Source organism: Actinomadura syzygii (assembly GCF_008085905.1).
Taxonomy (GTDB): domain Bacteria; phylum Actinomycetota; class Actinomycetes; order Streptosporangiales; family Streptosporangiaceae; genus Spirillospora; species Spirillospora syzygii.
Window position 1 is genome coordinate 255,341 of the sequence record NZ_VSFF01000015.1, and the last position, 19,322, is coordinate 274,662.

A 19,322-nucleotide genomic window follows, 5' to 3' on the forward strand; every position below is an offset into this window, starting at 1 on the left:
TATGGGGGGCGTCCCCCCACACGGAACCCGCCCGGTTCAGCGGAGCCGGGCGTCGATCTCCACGCCGAGCCGGGCGGCGAGCGCGGCGAGGTCGGCGCGGACCGGGTCCGCGAGCGGAACCCCGTGCTCCCGGCGCTCCCGCTCGCGCTCGGTCTCCTTCTCGCCCGGCAGCCACACGCGGTCCACGCCGGGACGGCGCGGCGCGGTGCGGATCTCCGCGCCGATCCGGTCGACGCGGCGCGCGTACGCGGCGGGGTCGGTGAACGCGCCGACGTCGATCGCGCCCAGCAGCGCGGTGTTGCCGCCCGGCTCGTGCGGGCGGTGGCCGGTCAGCTCGGCGTCCGACAGCCACCCGGCGAGGACGCCGGTCAGCAGCGTGACGCAGAGCGCGAGGCCGTACCCCTTGTACCCGGCGACGGGCAGCAGCGTCCCGCCTTCGAGGACCGCCGCCGGGTCGGTGGTCGGACGCCCGTCGCCGTCGAGGAACGCGTCCGCGGGGAGCGGCTCGCCGCGCTGCGCGGCGACGAGGACGCGCCCCCACGTCGACACGCTCATCGCCGAGTCGTACACCACGGGCGGGTCGCCGGGGAACGCGAAGGACAGCGGGTTGTTGCCGACCATCGGCACCGCCGCCCCGGTCGGCGCGATCAGCGCGAGGACGTTGGTCGCGGAGAAGCCGATCATGCCCTGCTCGGCGGCCGTCAGGCTGTAGTCGGCGGCGGCCCCGAAATGGTTGATGTTGCGGACGACGACCAGGCCCACGCCGGACGCCGCCGCCTTCCCCATCGCCAGTTCCATCGCGGCGGACGCGGCGACCGCGCCGAGCCCGTTGCCGCCGTCGAGCAGCGCCGTCGCCGGAAGGTCCCGGACGACCGCGATCTCCGGGTCGGCGGCGATCCCGCCCGCCTCGATCCGCTCCACGTACGGGCGGAGCCGGATGAGCCCGTGCGTCTCGACGCCGCGCAGGTCGGCGCTGACGAGGTTGCGCGCCACCCGCGCCGCGCCCGCGGCCGGAACCCCGACGCTCTCCAGGATCCGCGCGGCGGCGTCGGCCAGCACCTCGGCCGGAAGCGTGTTGGAAGCGATCGTCATGCTGTCTCCCGACAGGTGTTCCGAAGCGTGCCGATTCCTTCGATGTCCACCTCGACGGTGTCGCCGTCGCGGAGCAGGCGGGGCGGGGTGCTCGCCATGCCGACGCCGGGCGGCGTCCCGGTCGCGATGACGTCGCCTGGACGGAGCGTGAACGCCCGGCTGAGGCGCGCGATCAGCGTGCGGACGGAGAAGATCATGTCGGCGGTGCTCGCGTCCTGCCGGAGTTCCCCCGACACCCGGCAGCGGACGGCGAGGTCCTGCGGGTCGGGGACCTCGTCGGCGGTGACGAGCCACGGGCCCATCGGGCAGAAGGTGTCCAGCGACTTGGCGCGGACCCACTGGCCGTCGGCGCGCTGCAGGTCGCGCGCCGACACGTCGTTCAGGCAGGTGTACCCGAGGACGTGGCCGAGCGCGTCCCGCTCGGAGACGTGCCGCGCCGGGCTGCCGATGACGACGGCCAGCTCCGCCTCGTAGTCGACCTGCGCGGTGACCGCGGGGTCCCACTCGACGGTCTCGCCGTGCGCGATCAGCGCGCTCGGGAACTTGGCGAACACGACGGGCTCCGCCGGGACGTCCAGCCCGCCCTCGGCCGCGTGCTCGGCGTAGTTGAGCCCGATCGCGACGATCTTGCCGGGCGCGCGGACCGGCGGCAGGAAGGTGAACTCGGCGGGGTCGGCCTCCGGCAGGTGCGGCGCGGCGGCGGCGAGCGCGGCGAGCTCGTCCGGCGTGACGGGCGCGGTCGGCAGCCGCGACCCCGCGGGGACGACGCGGACGGCCCCACCCGCGGCGGCTCCGGCGATCGCGAGGGTGTCGGCGCCGTTCCGGCGTACTCGGGCGAGCCTCATCGTCTCTCCAGGATCCGGGGCCGAGGGCCCCTTCACGATCCCATCCCGATCTCCGTGAGTCAACCAGACGACTGGTAGATTATCTGGTTCGCGACGGTGAGTCGGACGGCGTCCGCGCCGGGTTCGGCGAGCGCCGCGTCCAGGCCGTGCCGGAGCAGGACCAGGTCGGCGGGGCCGCCCGGCCGCAGCCGCCGGGGCGGGCCGCCCGGGTCGTCGGGCGGGGCGAGGCAGGCGTCGAGGGCCGCGCGCGGCGGCAGGCGCTCGGCCGGGTTCAGCACGTGCCCCTCCGGTGTCTCGCGGCGGACGGCGGCGGCGATCACGGCCCACGGGTCGAGCGGGCCGTACGGGGCGTCGGACGACAGCGCGACCCGAATCCCCGCTGCCGCGAGCGACCCGCACCGGTACAGGTCGGGACGGTCCTCCGCCGGGACGTCGCGCGCGTAGTCGTCCCCGCGGTCGGCGAGGAAGCCGGGCTGGGTGACGACGGCCGCGCCGAGCGCCGCGATCTCGCCGGTCAGCTCCGGCGGGACGAGCGCGGCGTGCTCGATCCGGTCGCCGGGGACGGGCCCGGCCTCGCGCAGCGCCGCCAGCAGCAGCACGAGCGCCTCGCGGGTGACCGCGTGCACGGCGACCGGGCGTCCCGCCGCGTGCGCCGTGCCGATCCGCCCGGTCAGGTCGTCGAACGCCGGGAGCCCGGAGTCGGCGAGGACGATCTTCCACGGGCCGGGCGTCCAGAGGCCCTCCTCGGGAGACGGGTCGAGGGGCGCGCCGAGCAGGTGGACGCGCTGCGGGAGTGTCCCGTCCCGGCGCGCCGCGGCGATCGACGCGAGCGCCTCGGGGGTCAGCTCGGGCGTCGCGTCGGTCACGGCGGTGACGCCGAAGCGGGCGAGTTCCCGGCCGACGTCCGCCAGGCCGGGCGGCGCGGCGGACGGCAGCCGGGAGCGCAGCCAGGCGTCGGCGCGCCAGATCCGTCCAGTGGGGGCTCCGGCGGGGTCGCGTTCGATGCCGGGGTGGTCGGCCTCGTCCAGCCGGACGGCTCGCGCGGCGCGCGTGTTCAGCATCCACATCGCGCCGCTGCGGTGCTGCACCCGCACCGGTCGCCGCGCGTCGAGCGCGTCGAGGGCGGCGCGGGTGAGATCGCCCGCGACCGACTCGTGGTAGCCGGCGCCGCGGACCCAGCCGTGCCGGTCGGGGACGGCGGCGGCGAGCGCGGCGGCCAGCCCCGCCCGGTCCGCGACGTCCGGCGGGCCGCAGCGCACCGAGCGCCGCGCCGCCGCCAGCGCGTGCAGGTGCAGGTGGTGGTCGACGAGGCCGGGCAGCAGCGCGCCGCCCCCGCACTCGACGACCTCCTCCCCCGCCTCCCGAGGGACGGACGGGGCGATGGCGGCGATGCGGCCGTCCCGGACGCGGACGTCGGCGCGGCGGCCGTCCGGCAGTTCCGCGTCGCGCAGCAGGAACCCTCCGGTCATGGCGCGGGAATCCGCAGCTCACGCAGGACTTCGGCGGTGTCCTCGCCGCTGCGGGACGCGCGTCCGGCCGGGGCGCGGTGCCGGGGCGGCGCGACCGGGACGGGCCCGCCGCACGTGTCCACGACCCAGCCGCCGTCCACCCGGCGGGCCCGCGCGGACGGCTCCGCGCCGGGATCGAGCGTGGCGGCGACGACGTCGGTCATCGACACGTCGTGCAGCGCTCCCCCGTCCCCGGCGGGCGCGGTCAGCGCGCGGGCCGCCGCGGTGAGCCCGGTCAGCGGGTCGGCGATCGCGTCGCCCGCGAACAGCGGGACGCCGCCGGGTTCGCGGGCGACGAGCCCGGCGCCCGCCGCGACGTCGTCGCCGAAGCCCACCCGGTCCGACTCGCGGCCCGCGGCCGTGATGGAGATCCAGGTGGTCCCGGCGGCGACGGCGGCGTGCGCGTCCAGGCCGAAGCGGGCGAGCGCCCGCGGACGCGACGCCTCGACGACGATGTCCGCGCGCTCGACCAGTGCCCGCAGCGCACGGCGCCCGGACGGCTCGCCCGGGTCGAGCACCACCGACCGGTGCCCCGCGTGGAGGAGCCGGTAGAAGCCGGGATCGCCGCGCCGGGCCCCGTCCGGACGGGACGGGGTCTCGACCTTCACCACCCGTGCCCCGGCCAGGCCGAGCAGGTGCGCGCACAGCGGTCCCGCCCACAGCGCGCTGAAGTCCACCACCAGGAGTCCGGCGACGGGACGGGGCGGCGGCACGACCTCCGGCGCGATCGGGGAGGCGGGCGCGACGGGCCCGGCCGCCAGGCCGAGCAGTCCGGCGCGCTCCGCCAGCTCGTCGCCCGTGTGGGCGCGCAGCCACGCCTCCACGGGCGGCCAGACGTCCTCGGGGAGTTCGGCGCCGACGAGCGCGCCGAGCAGGGACGGGTCGTCCGGACGCGCGCACGACACCGCCGCCCAGCCATCGGCGGTCGGAAGCAGGCGGCAGGCGCCGCCCGCGGAGACCGTCCCGCGCCGCGCCGCGCCGGTGAACGCGGCCCGTTCGGCGAGCAGAGCGGCGCCGTCGACCGCGACCGAGCCGCCGGTCTGCGCCGCAAGCCGGGCGGACAGTTCGCGCGCCCGCGTGGCGGCCCGGCCCGGCGGGACGAGCGGCGGGCCGTCCGGCCGCCCGGTCAGCGCGACGGCCCCGCTCGCCGCCCAGTCGGCCGCCGGATCCGACACGATCATGGTCCTGTCTAGGGTAGTCAGCATGGTTGCGGTGCCGATGACCGACCCGGCCGGGCTCGCCGCGGATGACGCGCGCCCGCCGCTGCTGGACGCCTCCGGACGTCCGAAGACCCCGCTCATGGGTGTCGACCTGCGCAAAGGCGTCGATCCCGACGACCTCGTCGGCGCGGTCGGGCACGCCCGCGACAGCGACCGGCTGCTCGTCGGGGTGGCCGACGGGCCCCTGGATCCGCCCGCGCTCGTCCTGGCCGAGGCGCTCGACCTCACCCTTTCCGAGGGCGAGGCGCAGGACGCGCGGCTCCTCCCCGTGCCCGATGCGGAGGCCGCGCTCGCGGAGACCGACGCGGCCGTCGCCGCTCACCCCACGGCCGCGCTGGTGCTCGCGCGCCTGCTCCGCATCACCCAGGCCGTGCCGGTGCGCGCCGCCCTGGACGCCGAGTCCTTCGCCTACTCCACCCTGCTCGGCGGCGCCGAGTTCGCCCGCTGGCTCGACGGACGCGCACCCCGCGCGGAGGCTCTCTCGACCCCCGACCCAGTGCTGGTCGCCCGCGACGGCGACCGTCTCACCGTGACGCTGAACCTGCCTACTCGCCGCAACGCGCTCGGACGGCGGCTCCGCGCCGCCCTGGTCGACGCGCTCGACCTCGCGATCCTGGACGACACCGTCGAGCGCGTCGTGCTCGACGGCGCGGGCCCGGTGTTCTCGTCCGGCGGCGACCTCGCCGAGTTCGGCACGGCCCCGGACGCGGCGACCGCGCACCTCGTCCGGACGTCCGCGAGCCCCGGCCTGCTCGTTCACCGCCTCCGCGACCGCGTGGAGGTCCGGATGAAGGGGGCGTGCGCGGGCGCGGGCGTCGAGATCCCCGCCTTCGCCGCGCGGGTCCGCGCGGAGCCGGACACGACCTTCTGGCTGCCGGAGATCGCGATGGGCCTCATCCCGGGCGCGGGCGGGACGGTCAGCATCCCGCGCCGCGTCGGCCGCTGGCGCACCCTGCACCTGGCCCTGTCGGGGGTGCCGCTGGACGCGCCCACCGCCCTGGCCTGGGGCCTCGTCGACGAAGTCGGCTGAACGCCGTTACCCGCGGACTTCGTCGATCGTGACGGCGCGCCGCTCGCGCCGGGCGATCTCGCACGCCTCCGCCACGTAGAACGCCTCAAGGCTCTCCTCCGGCGGGCACGGGCTCGGCCCCCCGGACGCGACCATCGCGGCGAAGGCGCGCAGCTCCGCCTCGTAGGCGTCGGCGAACCGCTCCTGGAATCGGGTGTGCGGCGGCCCCGCCGGGCGGAACCCGCCGCTCGCCGGGGACAGCGGCGTCCGGTCGTCGAGCCCGGCGACCACGCCGTCCAGGGAGCCGAGCACCTCCAGCCGGACGTCGTACCCGGCCGCGTTGTAGCGGGTCGCGGACACGACGGCGAGCGTGCCGTCGTCCAGCGTGAGGACGGCCGAGCCGGTGGCGACGTCATCTGACGCGGCGAACACCGCCGAGCCCCGGTTCGCCCCGGCCGCGCTGACCTCGGCGACGTCCCGCCCGGTCACGAACCGGACGGCGTCGAAGTCGTGGACGGAGCAGTCCCGGAACAGCCCGCCCGACGTGGGGATGTACTCGTCCGGCGGCGGCGCCGGGTCGAGCGTGCACGAGCGCACCGTGTGCACCCAGCCGAGCCGCCCCGACCGGACCGCGTCGCGCGCGGCGACGTGCCCCGGGTCGAACCGCCGCTGGAAGCCCACCTGCACGGGGACGCCCGCGTGCCGCACCGCCGCCAGCGTCCGGACCGTGGCGTCCAGGTCGGCGGCGACGGGCTTCTCGACGAACACGGGCAGGCCCGCGTCCACCGCCCGGATCACCAGGTCCGCGTGCGCGGCGGTCGGCGTGGCGACGACGAGGCCGTCCAGCCCGGCGGTGAACAGGGCGTCCACGGCGTCCACCGAGACCGCGCCGAGCTTGGCCGCCACCTCCCGCGCGCGTCCCGGGTCGGCGTCGGCGACGACGACCTCCTCGACCTCGGCGAGGCCGCGCAGCGTCTCCGCGTGCCCCGCGCCGATCCGGCCCACTCCGGCCAGCCCGATCCTCATCCGTTCCCCGATTCCTCTGTCGTTCTCAACCAGCGGCCCGCCGGGCCGGGGATCGCCCGGCCCGGCGGGTCGGCTCAGCCGGAGAGCCGGACGGCGCTGCTCGCCGTCCCGCCCTTCGCCGCCTCGAAGGCGACGGTCAGGGTGCCGCTCGCCCCGGGCACGGTGACGTTCACCGTGCCGGCGCCGCGGATCTTGATCTCCTTCGTGCCGAGGAGCTTTCCGTCCCACACATGTACGTGCGCGGTGCCCGCTCCGGTCGAACTCAGTCGGACCTTCGTCGAGCCGCCGGAGACGGCCGGCTTCCCGACGATCCACGCCGAGTCGGAACGCGGCGCCGCCGGGCCCGCGGCCAGCGGGATCCCGGTCCGGACCGCCTGGAGGATCGACTCAGGCGAGTTCACCGAGTCGGTCGCGTCGGTCGGCATGACCGGCGCCGGCGGCGTGGTCGGCATCCCGGCCGGCGGGACGTGCCCGGGCAGCGACACCTGGCCCCAGCGATACGGGTCGCCCTGCACCCCGTTCCAGGTGGACCAGCCGATGCGCGTCTGGCCCGTCTTGTCCTGGGTGTCGGAGTCGTACACGAAGATGTTCAGGCCCATCCGCGCCGGGTCTACGGCGGTCGGAAGCGTCTTGAACGGGATCTTCGCCTCGATCACGTACCCGTCGTAGGGGTCGTTGACCGTCGAGGCGACCTGCATGCCGGGCGCGGTCTGCTCGCCCGGACCCTGGTTGGCGTCCGCGTCACGCTGGAAGCAGGGCTTCCCGTCCGCCATCTTCGGGAAGATGCCGGTCTTGAACGTGGTGGACGTGTTCTCCGAGTCGCCCCGCGGGTCGATCGCGATCTCGACGGAGTCGGTGCGCCAGTGGCGCTTGCAGTCGTCCGCGCCGAGCGTCGTGCCCGCCTTGTCGTCGCGGACCTTGACGAGGACGTTGAGCGCGTCGTCGGTCCAGGTCACCTTGCCGGTGGCCGAGCAGTCGTCCGCGGACGCGCACGCCTCGCCCTCCCAGACCCTGGACAGGTTCAGCTCGGGCCCCGGATACTCGCCCGGCGTCTCCTTGCCGTCCAGCGTCGGCGCGGCGGCCGCCTTCGGCAGCTCCGCCTTCGGGACGAGCTCCAGCGCCCCCTTCTGCACGTCGGCCGCGCCCGCGGACGACGTCGTGGTGATGGTCAGGTCGTAGTCGCCGCCGGCGCCGCCCTGGTTCGAGGTCGGCAGGGAGGCGTCGGTGTTGGTGACGGTGAAGTCGACCGACCCCGTCTTCCCCGCGTCGAGCGTGTACGGCTTGGACGCCGCGTCCGCCGAGAACCCCTGCGGGAGGTCGAGCTTGACCGTGCCCGACTGCGCGGACGCGGTGGTGTTCGCCACGTCGATCCGCACCTTGCGGGACGTGCCGGACGCCAGCGTCAGCACCCGCTTCACCTGTCCGGTGAGCGCGGGAACGCCGACCTTGCCCGCCCACGAGTCGAAGTCCGACACGCGCGGCAGCGGCTCCAGCGCCCCGGTCACGGCGGGCCGCACCTCGACCGACGTCGCCGCCTGGCCCTCGGCCTTGCCGCTGGTGAGCGTCGCCGAGATCTGCGCGCGTCCGGCCTTGGCGCCCGCCGGGGGCGTCACGGTGAACGTCGCCGAGCGCTCAGCGGACCCGAGTTTGCCCAGGTCACCGCTCCCTGTAACGTTCCAACCAGCGGGCACCGAAAGAGCGGCCCTCGCCCCCTTCAGCTGCTCCGCGGAGCTCGCCTTGGCGGTCACCTTGAACGCGCGCCCGCCGGTCACCCCGAACGAGTCCGTCGCCAGCTCGAACCGCGTGCCGAGCGGCAGCCCGCCCTGCCCCGGCTGCAGCGCCCCCTCCAGCATCGCGGCCGGGCCGGTGTTGCCCAGCGTGAACGGCACCCGGCTGTGGATCTGCATGTAGTAGTCGCAGCCGATCTTGGTCGGGTCGGACGGCGCGTCCGGGAACCCGCCCCAGCCCTGGCTCACGTACGTGCGCTGCGCCTCGCGCTCGACCTGCGCCCAGGTCTTGCCCGCGTTGCGCGCGGACGCGCGGCCGCCCCACACGCCGTAGGTGACCGAGGCCGCGTTCGACGGCGTCCCCGACGCGGCGCAGGTCGAGCCCGTCGGCCCGGACGCCCCGCCGGTCTGGAACAGGCGTCCCGGAGCCCACGCCTGCAGCCCCTCCTTGCGGAGCTGCGTCGGATACGCCGACGTGTTCCCGGCGGCGAAGTACGCCTCCGTCGCCAGCCGCGCGGCCATCTGGTGGTTGCCGTGCTGGCCGGGCAGCGGCGCGGGCACCATGGTGACGATCACCTTGGGCCGCGTCTCCCGGACGAGCCGGACGACCTTCTCCAGCGTCTTGTCGTGGTCCCACGTCTCCGCGGTGAGCGGGGTGCTCACCGTGTAGTAGAAGTCGACCTTGTCCAGGTAGTGGATGTCGGTGACGCCCGCCTTGCCGACGGCGCGCCGCTCCTCGTCCTCCCGGAGCAGGCCGAGCGCCGGGCCCTCCTCGGTGCCGGAGGCGTTGCCGCCGCCCTCGCCGCGCGTGACGGTGAGGACGCCGACCTTCGCCTTGTCGAATTCGTTCCACTGGCCGAGCGTCGACAGCGCGCCGGCCTCGTCGTCCGGGTGCGCGCCGACGAAGAGCACGTCGAGCCGCCCCTTGTCGGACGCCCCTTTGGACGGTGCGCCGCGGTCCGCGGGCGCCGCCTGCGCGGGCGGACCCGCGAAGGCGACGGCCGTGGCCGCCAGCGCGGCGGACAGGATTGCGGGTAGGGCGAGTCTTCGCAATTAACTCTCCTGTTCTTCCCTACTCCTTGATGGCCCCCGAGAGCATTCCTGCGATGAACTGTCGTTGCAGGAAGACATAGGCCGTCACGACGGGCGCGGCGATGATCAGCGCGCCGGCCATGAGCAGCGAGTAGTCGGTCTTGTGCGTGCCCTGGAAGAAGGACAGCCCGAGCGGCGCGGTGCGCAGCCCCTCGTCCGAGTTGATGATCACCAGCGGGAGCAGGAACTCGTTCCAGGTCCACATCGTGGTGAGCAGCAGCATCGTGAGGATGGCGGGACGGCCCACGGGCACGAGCACGCGCCACAGCGTCGTCCAGCCGTTCGCGCCGTCGATGCGGGCCGCCTCCAGCAGCGACCGCGGGACGCTCCGGAAGTACGCGCGCATCCAGAACGTGCCGAACGCGACCGACATGGCGACCTGCGGGAGGATCAGCCCCGCGTAGCTGTTGTCGAGCCCCACCGACCGCAGGTCGAAGTACAGCGGGACGACGATGGCCTCGGTCGGGATGGTCAGTCCCGCGAGGAACAGCAGGAACACGATTCCGGCGCCGCGGAACCGCATGGTGCCGAGCGCGTACCCGGCCATGATCGACAGGACGGCGGCGACCACCACGGTGATCAGCGTGACGATGATGCTGTTGCGCATGTAGGTGCCGAAATGGCCCTCGCGCCAGGCGTCCGCGAAATTCGAGAAGTTCAGGTCCGGAAACTGCAGCGCCTGGGTCAGGACGCCGATCATGGGGAACACGGCGATGACCGCGAACACCACCAGAATGGCGTGGTTGAAGAACCGCTCAGTCCGCCCGTTCATGCGTCCTTCCCTTCCACCAGCCGCCGGATTCCGGCCGTCACGACGAAGGCCAGGACGGCGAGGGTGACGCCGACGGCGCAGCCGAGGCCGACCTCGCCGGTGTTGAACGTGCGGTTGTAGACCTCGTAGGCGGGCACCTTCGTGGCGTCGCCCGGCCCGCCCTCCGTGGCGTTGTAGATCAGGTCGAAGTTGCGGATCGCCATGATCGTGGTGAGCGTGAGCGCCACCGCGAGCTCCCGCCGCAGCGCCGGGAGCGTCACCGCGAAGAACTCGCGGACAGCGCCCGCCCCGTCGATCCGCGCCGCCTCGTACAGCTCGCGCGGGATGCGCTGCACCCCGGCGAGGAACAGCACCATCGCGAGCCCGATCCCGACCCAGGTGCCGACGATGCCGACCGCGGGCAGCGCGAACGTGAAGTCGCCGAGCCAGCCGCGCCGCCAGTCCGGCAGGCCGAGCGCGTGCACCCAGCCGAGGACGGTGTTGACCGGGCCGTCCGCCGAGTACACCCAGCGCCACGCCACGGCCACCGCGACCATCGCGACGACCTGCGGCAGGAACAGCACCGTCCGGAAGAACGCCAGGCCGTGGATCTTCGACCGGGACATCACCGCGACCAGCAGGAACGCGATGCAGCACGGCAGGACGGCGTAGAACACGATGAGCACCAGCAGGTGCCCGAACGCGCCGCGCAGCACCGGGTCGGACCAGATGGCGGTGTAGTTGGAGGCGCCCGCCCACGTCGCCGTCCCGAGGCCGTCCCAGTCGTACAGGGAGAACTGCGCCCCGCGCACCAGCGGCCACAGCAGGAACGCCCCGTACACGAGGAGGGCGGGCAGGACGTACAGCCAGCCGATCCTGCGTGGCTCGCCCGGAGGGCGGGACTCGACCCGCGCCTGGCGCGGCGCGGGTGCCTCGCCTCCGGACTTCCGGGTCTTGTGCCGCGCGACGGTCGTCATGTGCGGGCTCCTTGGGTATCCGTCTCGGCCTGCGTCCCGTCCCGGCCGCGCCCTGTCGAGGGGGTGGCCGGGACGGGCCCGCCGGTCGTTACTTCTTCTTCTGGAAGGCGTCGTAGTCGTCCTGCGCGGCCTTCATGACCTCGTCGGCCGACTTGCGCCCGGCGATCAGCTCCTGGAGCGGTCCACCGAAGGCGTCGGTGAAGGTCGGCGTGGCGTAGTCGATGTAGGGCGTGATGCCGTCGTTCTTGCTCAGCTCGCCCCACGCCGCCGTGATCTCCTTCTGCAGCGGCTGGTCCGGCTGCTTGGCGGCGGCGAGCGCGGGCAGGTTGCCGGTCTCGACGGACACGTCCATCGCCTCGGGCGAGGTGATGAAGTTGATGTAGGCGGCGGCCACGTCCGGGTTCTTGGACTTGGACGTGATCGACCAGGGCAGGCTCTCCCCGCCCATCGTCGCCGTCGGCGCCCCGGCCTGCGGCGCGGGCGGCAGCATGAAGCCGACCTTGTCCTTCATCTTGTCCGCCAGGTCGGGCGCCCACCAGGTGCCGCCGAACAGGAACACGCCGTCGCCCTTGGCGAAGTTGACGGGCGTGTCGTCCCACTTGATCGAGTTGGCGTCCTTGGTGAAGTAGCCCTTCTTGGCCCAGTCGCCCAGCCGCTGCGCGGCCTGGACGTTCGGGCCGTCCGTCCAGGAGCCGCCGCTGCCGAACACCAGGTTGCGGACGGCCTCCTTGTTGTTGACCCCGTCCTGGACGATGCCGTAGAGCTGCATCGCGGGCAGCTTCTCGACGTTGCCGAACGCGATCGGGATCTCGTTCTTGCCCTTCGCCGCGGCGAGCGCCTGCTCGAACTCGTCCCACGTCTTCGGCGGCTGGATGCCGAGCTTGGCGAGCTTCTCCTTGTTGTAGAAGAGGCCGACGATCTCACCGTTCAGCGAGACGCCGTACAGCTTGCCCTGGCCGATCAGCTTGCCGCCGTCGGTGACGCTGTTCAGGTCCGTCAGGCCCTTCGGGTAGCGCTTCTTCCACCCGTACGCCTGGTCGTAGGAGTCCAGCGGGAGGAGCATCCCGGCCTTGACGAACTGCGCCATCGAGGCGTAGCCCTGGTTGGCCTCGACGACGTCCGGCGGGTTGCTGCCGGACAGCGCGAGCCGGAGCGTCTTCTGCAGGTCGGAGAACGACCGCGACACCCGGTTGATCTTGACGTTCGGGTACTTGGCCTGGAACCGCTTGTTCAGCTCCTCGATCTGCTTCTTCTGCCCGCCCTGGACCTCCTGGTCCCAGACGGTGAGGGTGACGTTCCCGGCCTTGGCGACGTCGGTGCTGACCGCCGCGGGCGCCTTGCTCTCGGGCTTGTCGTCGGACGAGCCCGGCGCGCACGCGGCGGCGAACGCGGTGAGGAGGGCCGCGGCGGCCGCGACCGTCCCTCGTCTCATGAATGTCGGCATTTCCTGCGGCTCCCTTTGTGCTCTCTATCCCTGGGGTGGGTGGTGGTGCTGCGTGGTGTCCGGCGCCGTGCGCGGCGTCCCGGGATCAGGACGGCAGTTCGACGTCGGCCCGGAGGGTCGGCTCGGCGCGGACGACGGTGTCGTCCGCGGAGTCGGGGATGAAGTCGACGACGAACGCGTAGTCGGCCAGCACCGCTTCGGGCACCTCGCCGGACTCGCCGAACGCCGCGATCTCGCCCCAGCAGGGCGCGCCGAGCGACCCGCTGCGATGCCGGACCGACAGGCCCGCGCACAGGTTCGCGAACTTCAGCCGCTCGGCCAGCGGCAGCCCGGCGAGCGTCCCGAACAGGAACCCGGCGCCGAACACGTCGCCCGCGCCGGTCGCGTCGAGCGGCCGCACCGGCAGCGCGTCGGTCTCGGCGACCTCCCCGGTCGCGGAGTCGATCGCGATGGCGCCGGCGCCGCCCCGCTTCACGACCACGATCGGGACGCGCTCGGACAGCGCGCGGGCCGCGTCCTCCGGCGTGCCGGTGCGCGTGTAGGCCATGGCCTCCACGGCGTTCGGCAGGAAGACGTCCACGTTCTCCAGCCGGTCGAGCACCTCGCTCGACCAGGTCTCGGTCGCGTCCCAGCCGAGGTCGGCGAAGACCAGCGTCCCGGACCGGCGCATCTCCCGCGCCCAGCCGGGCACCGGGCGCTCGATGTCGACGAAGCAGGCGCGCGCGGACGGCGGCCGGGAGCCGAGCACCGCCTCCGCGCCGTCCGCGTCCGCCGTGCCCCCGCCGGTCGAGCCCGCCCCCGCGGTGGACTCGGCGCCCGGCATGGGCCTTGCGTAGGTGACCATGCTGCGGTCGGAGTCGTAGGCCAGGGACACGGTGACCGGCGTGGGCCAGCCCGTGACCTTGCGGGAGTGGCCGAGGTCGATGCCCTCCTGCTCGGCGAGCGTCCGCCACAGGTACGCGCCGAACAGGTCGTCGCCGAACGGCGCGGCGAGGCCGACGCGCAGCCCGAGCCTGCTCATCGCGACCGCGATGTTCGCGATCCCGCCGGGCGCCGAGCCGAGCCCCTCGGTGAACAGCTCCGTCCCGGGCGGCGGCAGCCCCGGCAGCCCGGTGAAGATCATGTCCATGAACACCTGGCCGCTGAGGAACACGTCCAGCTCGGGGGACTCGTCGGGGTCGCCCGCGCGGCGGAGCATGTCTCCCGCGAGGCCGCGCTCGGTGCACGGGTCGGCGAGGTCCGGCTCGGGCGGACGCCCGGCGGCCGGGTCCCCGTTCAGGGTCTCCACTGCCATCAGGCCCTGCCTTTCTTGGAGGGGGCGCCCGGCTCGAACACGGCGGCCACGCCCGGGATGCGGTCGATGTAGCCGTCCAGCAGGCGCCGGGCGACCGGCACCGAGTCGACCAGCGGGTGCAGCGCGAACGCCTGCACGGCGGCCGTCCGCGACCCGGTCCTCGCGGCCTCGATCGTCAGCCGCTCCACGGCCTTGACCTGCTGCATCATCCCCGTCTGGTGCAGGTCGGGCTGGTCGAGGACGAGTGGGTGCACCCCGTTCGCGTCGACCGTGACCGGCACCTCGACGACCGCGTCCGCGGGCAGCGCGCCGACGGTCGGCCCGTTCCGCACGTTGAGGATCATCGTCGCGGGCTCGTTGCGGCTGATCGCGGCCATCACGCTGAGCGCGACGCGGGCGTAGCCCTCCTCCGCCGGGTCGATCCCGGACTGGACGTCGAGGGCCTCGCCGGTCCGCGCGCCCTTCATCTCGGCCATGTAGCTCGCGCTGCGGGACGTGACCGTCTCGCGCCACAGCTCCATGGCCGCGCCGCCGGACGCCTTCGCGATCCGCTCGTAGAACGCCTCCTGCTGCTGGAGCAGGAACTCGCCGCGGGTCTGCCCGGCGTCGAGGGTGGCGCGCACCGCGTCGCGGTTGAAGTAGTAGTAGTACAGGTACTCGTTCGGGATGACGCCGAGGTCGCGCAGCCAGTCGCCGCCGAAGACCACGCCCTCCTCCAGCGTCCCGAGCACGTCGTCGTCGGCGAGCAGGGCCGGGAGGACGTCGACGCCGTCGTGCAGGATCCGCCGCATCCAGCCGAGGTGGTTCAGCCCGACGTAGTCGAGCTGGACGCGGGCCGGGTCGAGCCCGAGCGCCGCCGCCACCCGCGCGCCCAGCCCGGACGGCGTGTCGCAGATGCCGAGCACCCGGTCGCCGAGCACGCCCTGCATCGCCTCGGTGATCATCCCGGCGGGGTTGGTGAAGTTGATGACGTAGGCGTCGGGCGCGAGTTCGCGCACGCGGTGCGCGATGTCGAGCATGACGGGGATCGTGCGCAGCCCGTAGGCGATGCCGCCGGGGCCGGTCGTCTCCTGGCCGAGGACGTTCAGGTCCAGCGCGACCCGCTCGTCGCACACCCGTCCGGCGAGGCCGCCGACGCGGATCGCGGAGAACACGAAGTCGGCGCCCTCCAGCGCCTTGTCGAGCACGGTGCTCGTGTGGACGCGCGGCGCCGCCTCCGCCCCGCCCGCGAGCGTCGCGAGGATGTCGGCCATCACGTCCAGCCGGCCCGGCTCGGAGTCGTGCAGCCAGACCTCCTCGATGCGCGGGGAGCCTGGGTCCTGCAGCAGGGCCTGGTACACGAACGGCACCCGGAACCCGCCGCCGCCGAGAATGGCCAGCTTCATGCGATGTACACCTTCCCGCCCGCCTGCCGGCAGACATCGAGAGTCCTGGGGTCGGCGCCGGCGGTGGTGACCAGGGCGTCGACGCGCGCGAGGGAGCAGACGCGCAGCGATCCGGTGCCGGGGAACTTCGCCTCCGAGGCGACCAGCACCACCCGGTCGGCAGACTCGAGCATCGCCTGCTTGACCGGCGTCTCGACCTCCATGTCGTCCATGACGTGACCGTCCGGCCGCACCCCGGTGCAGCTGAGGAACACCAGGTCGGCGCGGACCTGGCGGAGCGCCGTCGAGGTGAGCGAGCCGACGAGCGAGAGGTAGTTGCGGCGCACGACGCCGCCGAGCAGGCACAGCCGGACGGCCTCGTCGTCGCGCAACTCGTCCAGCACGGCCAGGTTGTTGGTGATCACGGTGACCGGCCGGCCGCGCAGGTGCCGGGCGATGAGCCGGGTGCTGGTGCCGATGTCGAGCACGACGACCATCTCGTCCTCGACCAGGGCCGCGGCCCGCTCGGCGACCGCCGCCTTCTCCGCGCTGTCGTGCTCGGCCGACGCCGCGAAGGAGATCTCCGGGACGGCCGAGCGCGGCGACAGCGCCGCTCCCCCGTAGGTGCGCTGGAGCTCGCCGTTGCGGTCCAGCTCGTCGAGGTCGCGCCGGATCGTCGACTCGCTCACCTGAAGGGTCTCGGCCAGCTCCCTGACCGAGGCCGCCCCCTTGGTACGCAGGGACGACACGATCTGCGCACGCCTCTTGCTCGATGTCACGCACAGGAAGGTAACACCTGTGCACGACTTCGGTCATTACCCGGTCAACGGTTTGCCCGAAGTCCGTCATTCACCGCGCTGACGTGCGGAAAGCTTGTCAACGCGACCACCTGGTCAGGGTGCCTTGTCAACTCCTCGGAACGTTCCAACCAACGCCGGTCCGGGCACGGCCGGACCGGCGGCGCCGCGCCCGCCGGACTTTGTCAGGACATCACGTCAACTCCGCGCCCGGTCCGGGCGCGGAGCCGGCGGGAGACCCGCGAAAAAATCTTCAGTCGCCGCGCGGTCCGCGGCGGCGGACCGCCCGGGGCAGCGCCGTGGCCGACCGGCCGACCTTGAAGCTGACCGAGTTGCGGACGGAGTCGAGCTCGTCCCGCGCGCGGGCGAGCCGGGCCTCCGCGCGGGCCAGCCGGTCCTCGGAGTCGGCGAGGCGCTCCTTGAGCCTGCGCACCTCGTCCTTCTTCGGCCGCGCGGAGTTGCCCTTGACCCGGACGAGCCCGTGCCCGGCGACCTGCTGGACCTCGTGCCAGACGTCGTCGCGCCCGGCGAGCCACTCCAGCAGCTCGTCCTGGACGGCGCCCGCGTCGCCCCACGTCCCGTACAGCTTCTGGGTGGTGACGCAGATCGGGCGCAGCCCGTCGTCGGCCACCGACTCCCAGACGGCGGCGGCGACGCCGGGGGTGTGCTCGGAGCGGTAGTCGTCGCAGACGAGGAGGCCGTCCGGCGGGAGCATGACGTGCGCGGCCCTGATGTCGCCGTGCACGTGCTCGTAGAGGTGGGACGCGTCCACGTGCACGAACCTGGTGCTCTCCGGCTCGACGTGGTCGAGGATCTGGGACGTCGGCCCCTGGACGATCTCCGGGAGCCGGTCGTGGAAGGCGCGGTAGTTCGCCTCGAAGGCGGTGCGGGTGAGGGTGGCGTACGACCCCTTCATCTCGGCCTGGTTCGAGTCGTCCGGAGCGTCGGAGTCGAACAGGTCGCACACGGTGAAGGTCTCGCCCTCGCGCAGGTGGCGGCCCATGAGGATGGCGCTCTTGCCGAGGTAGGAGCCGAGCTCCACGAGGTCGCCCTCGTCACCCCGGCGCTCCTGGCGTTCCAGGAACCAGGTGAAGAGCAGTTGGTCGACCTTCGGGAACCAGCCCTGGACGTCGTCGAGGGAGGTGGGGAGGCGGGTCTCTTCGCTGATCATGTTGGGAGGCTCCAACGTGTTCGGGGGCGGCGCGGAGCGGACCGGGCCGTGGGCCCGGCCGTGATCCGCGCCGTGGCGGGAGAACGACGCTGCGATCCGGCGTATACCGGAGTCGTCATGATAGGCGAGACGCGCCCGTTGGCAATTACGGCGCGTCGCCGGTCGGTCGCGGAAGGAGCTCTGATCTTTGTGGAGAGTGTCGGCGAGGGCGGACGCGGGACGGCGGCGCGGGGGCCCGCGGTGAAGCGCGCGGTGGCCGCCGGGGTGGTCGCCGTGGCGCTGTCGGCGTTAGCGAGCGGGTGCCCGTCGGACTCCGGCGATTCGGGGGGCTCGCGGGCCGCGGGGAGGTCGGGCGGCTCGGTGGACGGAAGCGTGAAGGTGCAGCGCGGCGACGACTTCTCGCTGCCCGGATGGGTGCGCCCGTCGCCGAACTCCGGGCTCTTCTCCGAGACGGCGGCGCCCGAGTTCGGGGTCGACACGCGCTCGCTGGACGTGAGCTGGCGGCAGCTCCAGCCGGACGGCCCCGGAGAGGTCGTGACCGGCACGCCCGGCGCGGCGGAGGACATGACCTTCCAGACGTACGGCAGGCAGCTGGCCGACCGGCGGCCGTTCTGGATGAGGATATTCGCCAGCGGCACGAAATGGGCGCCCGACTGGGTCGCCGAGCAGTGCGGCGTGCAGCGGATCGGCCCCGACTACGACGGGCAGTACCACCTGCCGCTCTGGAACGAATGCGTGTGGGGACGCCTCCTGGAGCTCTACCGGAAGGTGTTCGTCGAGCAGGGGCTGCGGGCGGATCCGCGACTGCGGTTCATCTACGTCCCGGGCGCGTTCACGTGGGCCGAGTACGACTACGACATGATCAACGATGCGGCTAAGAAGGGGCTGACGTTCGAGAAGTACCAGGCGTGGTACCGGCACGCCTGGCGCGATCTGGTCGGCGTCTTCGGGCCGTACGCCTACAAGCTCGTGTTCACCGGCGAGGACTATCCGTGGGGCCCGTGGGGGTCGAAGACCGACCTGCTCACCAAGCAGGCGGTGGACGCGGGAATGGGCATCCGGACGGGCATCACCGAGGTCTTCAATTTCCATTTGAGCGAGGCCCCGTCCTACGGCAGCCGGATCCTGCCGGACGGGCACATGACGGTGGACGAGTCCCTTCCCGTCCATGACGGGAAGCACGTCGCCGCCACCGAGAACGAGTGCTACAACGACTGCGACTTCAAGACGTCCGAGCCCTACTACGCCGTCCGGCAGTCGAGTCTCAAGTCGTTGCAGCTGCGGATGAACTGGGTTTACGCGGTCCCCGGGCCGTCCTATATGAAGCAGTACCCGGAGCTTTGGAAATGGGTTCGGCTGAGCGTGGGCAAGACGGCGTCCGACTCCCCCGACGCGTGGGCGGCGCTCCGCGACGCGGAGGACACCTTCTGGAAGAAGAAGCGGGGCCCGTTCACGGGTTCGCGCGAATGGCGGACCCGGCCGTGGGTGCGGAACCTCGAACGATGGCTCGTCCAGCGGGACACCGGGCCGGACGGCCGGGCCCGGCGGTCCGCGTCCGACGTCCACACCGGCGTCCTCGGGCCGGAGAACGGCACCGCGTACGAGGGGCTCAGCACCGACCGCGCGCACGGGCAGACGTCCATGTACTTCGACGTCGACGACCGGTTCGCGCGCGGCCTGCGCGGCCCGGTGCAGATCAAGGTCACCTACCGGGACGCGGGCAAGGGCGCCTGGTGGATCGCCCACCGGGGCGGACGCTCGCCCGAGGTGCGCCGGACGGGCGACGGCCAGTGGAAGACCGCGACGGTGACGCTTCCCAAGCCGGTGTTCGCGAACGGCCTGAGCGGCCGCACCGACTTCCGGATCGCCACCGGCGAGGGATCCGATCTGGACGTGCGGTTCGTCCGCGTCGTCCGGCAACGGCCCGCCTGAGCGGGACGCATGGCGTTTCCTGCTTCTTTCTCTACTCTTCCGAGCATAAGTGAGCATAGACTCTGCAAAAAGC

The 19,322-nt window shown here is 73.4% G+C and carries 15 protein-coding genes; 2 read left to right on the plus strand and 13 right to left on the minus strand.

Annotated elements, in window-relative coordinates; translation table 11 throughout:
- Positions 1-36 precede the first annotated feature (36 nt).
- Genes FXF65_RS36665 through FXF65_RS36680 form a run of 4 tightly spaced genes read right to left on the minus strand, consistent with a single transcriptional unit; the run spans position 37 to position 4,626 of the window.
- Entirely contained in the window at positions 37-1,092 is a 1,056-nt protein-coding gene (locus FXF65_RS36665) for an Ldh family oxidoreductase (protein WP_148354666.1), read from the minus strand.
- Positions 1,089-1,937, minus strand: a complete 849-nt coding sequence (locus FXF65_RS36670) for a fumarylacetoacetate hydrolase family protein (protein ID WP_148354667.1) — start codon at positions 1,935-1,937, stop codon at positions 1,089-1,091. The genes FXF65_RS36665 and FXF65_RS36670 overlap by 4 nt, the downstream gene beginning before the upstream one ends.
- Before the next feature lie 59 nt (positions 1,938-1,996).
- A complete protein-coding gene (locus FXF65_RS36675; RefSeq protein WP_148354668.1) occupies positions 1,997-3,406 on the minus strand; it encodes an amidohydrolase family protein in 1,410 nt (469 codons plus the stop codon).
- Positions 3,403-4,626 carry a CoA transferase gene (locus FXF65_RS36680; protein WP_222868930.1) on the minus strand — a complete coding sequence of 408 codons (1,224 nt, stop codon included), beginning with the start codon at positions 4,624-4,626 and terminating at the stop codon, positions 3,403-3,405. Before FXF65_RS36680 ends, FXF65_RS36675 begins: the two co-directional genes overlap by 4 nt.
- Before the next feature lie 22 nt (positions 4,627-4,648).
- Here FXF65_RS36680 and FXF65_RS36685 point away from each other — a divergent pair, with 22 nt between their 5' ends.
- Positions 4,649-5,695: an enoyl-CoA hydratase/isomerase family protein gene (locus FXF65_RS36685; RefSeq protein ID WP_222868931.1), complete on the plus strand. Its 1,047-nt coding sequence runs from the start codon at positions 4,649-4,651 to the stop codon at positions 5,693-5,695.
- Between the two features lie 6 nt (positions 5,696-5,701).
- On the opposite strand, the gene FXF65_RS36690 is transcribed toward FXF65_RS36685, so the two are convergent.
- The 9 genes from FXF65_RS36690 to FXF65_RS36730 form a co-directional block, all read right to left on the minus strand.
- A complete protein-coding gene (locus tag FXF65_RS36690) occupies positions 5,702-6,700 on the minus strand; it encodes a Gfo/Idh/MocA family protein (protein ID WP_148354670.1) in 999 nt (332 codons plus the stop codon).
- A 74-nt stretch (positions 6,701-6,774) separates the two neighbouring features.
- Entirely contained in the window at positions 6,775-9,480 is a 2,706-nt protein-coding gene (locus FXF65_RS36695; protein WP_148354671.1) for a sugar-binding protein, read from the minus strand.
- Positions 9,481-9,499: 19 nt separating this feature from the next.
- On the minus strand, positions 9,500-10,291 hold the full coding sequence (locus FXF65_RS36700; protein WP_148354672.1) for a carbohydrate ABC transporter permease: 792 nt from the start codon (positions 10,289-10,291) through the stop codon (positions 9,500-9,502).
- Positions 10,288-11,247: a carbohydrate ABC transporter permease gene (locus FXF65_RS36705; RefSeq protein ID WP_148354673.1), complete on the minus strand. Its 960-nt coding sequence runs from the start codon at positions 11,245-11,247 to the stop codon at positions 10,288-10,290. Before FXF65_RS36705 ends, FXF65_RS36700 begins: the two co-directional genes overlap by 4 nt.
- Positions 11,248-11,335: 88 nt before the next feature.
- Positions 11,336-12,691 (minus strand): extracellular solute-binding protein, encoded by a 1,356-nt coding sequence (locus tag FXF65_RS36710; RefSeq protein ID WP_148354674.1) that lies wholly within the window; start codon positions 12,689-12,691, stop codon positions 11,336-11,338.
- An 85-nt stretch (positions 12,692-12,776) separates the two neighbouring features.
- On the minus strand, positions 12,777-13,985 hold the full coding sequence (locus FXF65_RS36715; RefSeq protein ID WP_246199344.1) for a carbohydrate kinase family protein: 1,209 nt from the start codon (positions 13,983-13,985) through the stop codon (positions 12,777-12,779).
- Entirely contained in the window at positions 13,985-15,370 is a 1,386-nt protein-coding gene (locus tag FXF65_RS36720; RefSeq protein WP_148354675.1) for a 6-phospho-beta-glucosidase, read from the minus strand. The genes FXF65_RS36715 and FXF65_RS36720 overlap by 1 nt, the downstream gene beginning before the upstream one ends.
- Positions 15,367-16,128 carry a DeoR/GlpR family DNA-binding transcription regulator gene (locus FXF65_RS36725; RefSeq protein ID WP_148354676.1) on the minus strand — a complete coding sequence of 254 codons (762 nt, stop codon included), beginning with the start codon at positions 16,126-16,128 and terminating at the stop codon, positions 15,367-15,369. Before FXF65_RS36725 ends, FXF65_RS36720 begins: the two co-directional genes overlap by 4 nt.
- Positions 16,129-16,399: 271 nt before the next feature.
- Positions 16,400-17,317: a class I SAM-dependent methyltransferase gene (locus FXF65_RS36730; RefSeq protein ID WP_148354677.1), complete on the minus strand. Its 918-nt coding sequence runs from the start codon at positions 17,315-17,317 to the stop codon at positions 16,400-16,402.
- 189 nt (positions 17,318-17,506) lie between these two features.
- On the opposite strand from FXF65_RS36730, the gene FXF65_RS36735 reads away from it, so the two are divergent.
- Complete coding sequence (locus tag FXF65_RS36735) at positions 17,507-19,249, plus strand: hypothetical protein (RefSeq protein ID WP_148354678.1); 1,743 nt, start codon at positions 17,507-17,509, stop codon at positions 19,247-19,249.
- Positions 19,250-19,322 lie beyond the last annotated feature (73 nt).

Bases quoted from the DNA above. Each gene is read 5' to 3' on its own strand.
- FXF65_RS36690 (WP_148354670.1), bottom strand. From the start codon at position 6,700: ATGAGGATCGGGCTGGCCGGAGTGGGCCGGATCGGCGCGGGGCACGCG.
- FXF65_RS36710 (WP_148354674.1), bottom strand. From the start codon at position 12,691: ATGCCGACATTCATGAGACGAGGGACGGTCGCGGCCGCCGCGGCCCTC.
- FXF65_RS36680 (WP_222868930.1), bottom strand. From the start codon at position 4,626: ATGATCGTGTCGGATCCGGCGGCCGACTGGGCGGCGAGCGGGGCCGTC.
- FXF65_RS36730 (WP_148354677.1), bottom strand. From the start codon at position 17,317: ATGATCAGCGAAGAGACCCGCCTCCCCACCTCCCTCGACGACGTCCAG.
- FXF65_RS36665 (WP_148354666.1), bottom strand. From the start codon at position 1,092: ATGACGATCGCTTCCAACACGCTTCCGGCCGAGGTGCTGGCCGACGCC.
- FXF65_RS36715 (WP_246199344.1), bottom strand. From the start codon at position 13,985: ATGGCAGTGGAGACCCTGAACGGGGACCCGGCCGCCGGGCGTCCGCCC.
- FXF65_RS36705 (WP_148354673.1), bottom strand. From the start codon at position 11,247: ATGACGACCGTCGCGCGGCACAAGACCCGGAAGTCCGGAGGCGAGGCA.
- FXF65_RS36720 (WP_148354675.1), bottom strand. From the start codon at position 15,370: ATGAAGCTGGCCATTCTCGGCGGCGGCGGGTTCCGGGTGCCGTTCGTG.
- FXF65_RS36670 (WP_148354667.1), bottom strand. From the start codon at position 1,937: ATGAGGCTCGCCCGAGTACGCCGGAACGGCGCCGACACCCTCGCGATC.
- FXF65_RS36675 (WP_148354668.1), bottom strand. From the start codon at position 3,406: ATGACCGGAGGGTTCCTGCTGCGCGACGCGGAACTGCCGGACGGCCGC.
- FXF65_RS36685 (WP_222868931.1), top strand. From the start codon at position 4,649: ATGGTTGCGGTGCCGATGACCGACCCGGCCGGGCTCGCCGCGGATGAC.
- FXF65_RS36700 (WP_148354672.1), bottom strand. From the start codon at position 10,291: ATGAACGGGCGGACTGAGCGGTTCTTCAACCACGCCATTCTGGTGGTG.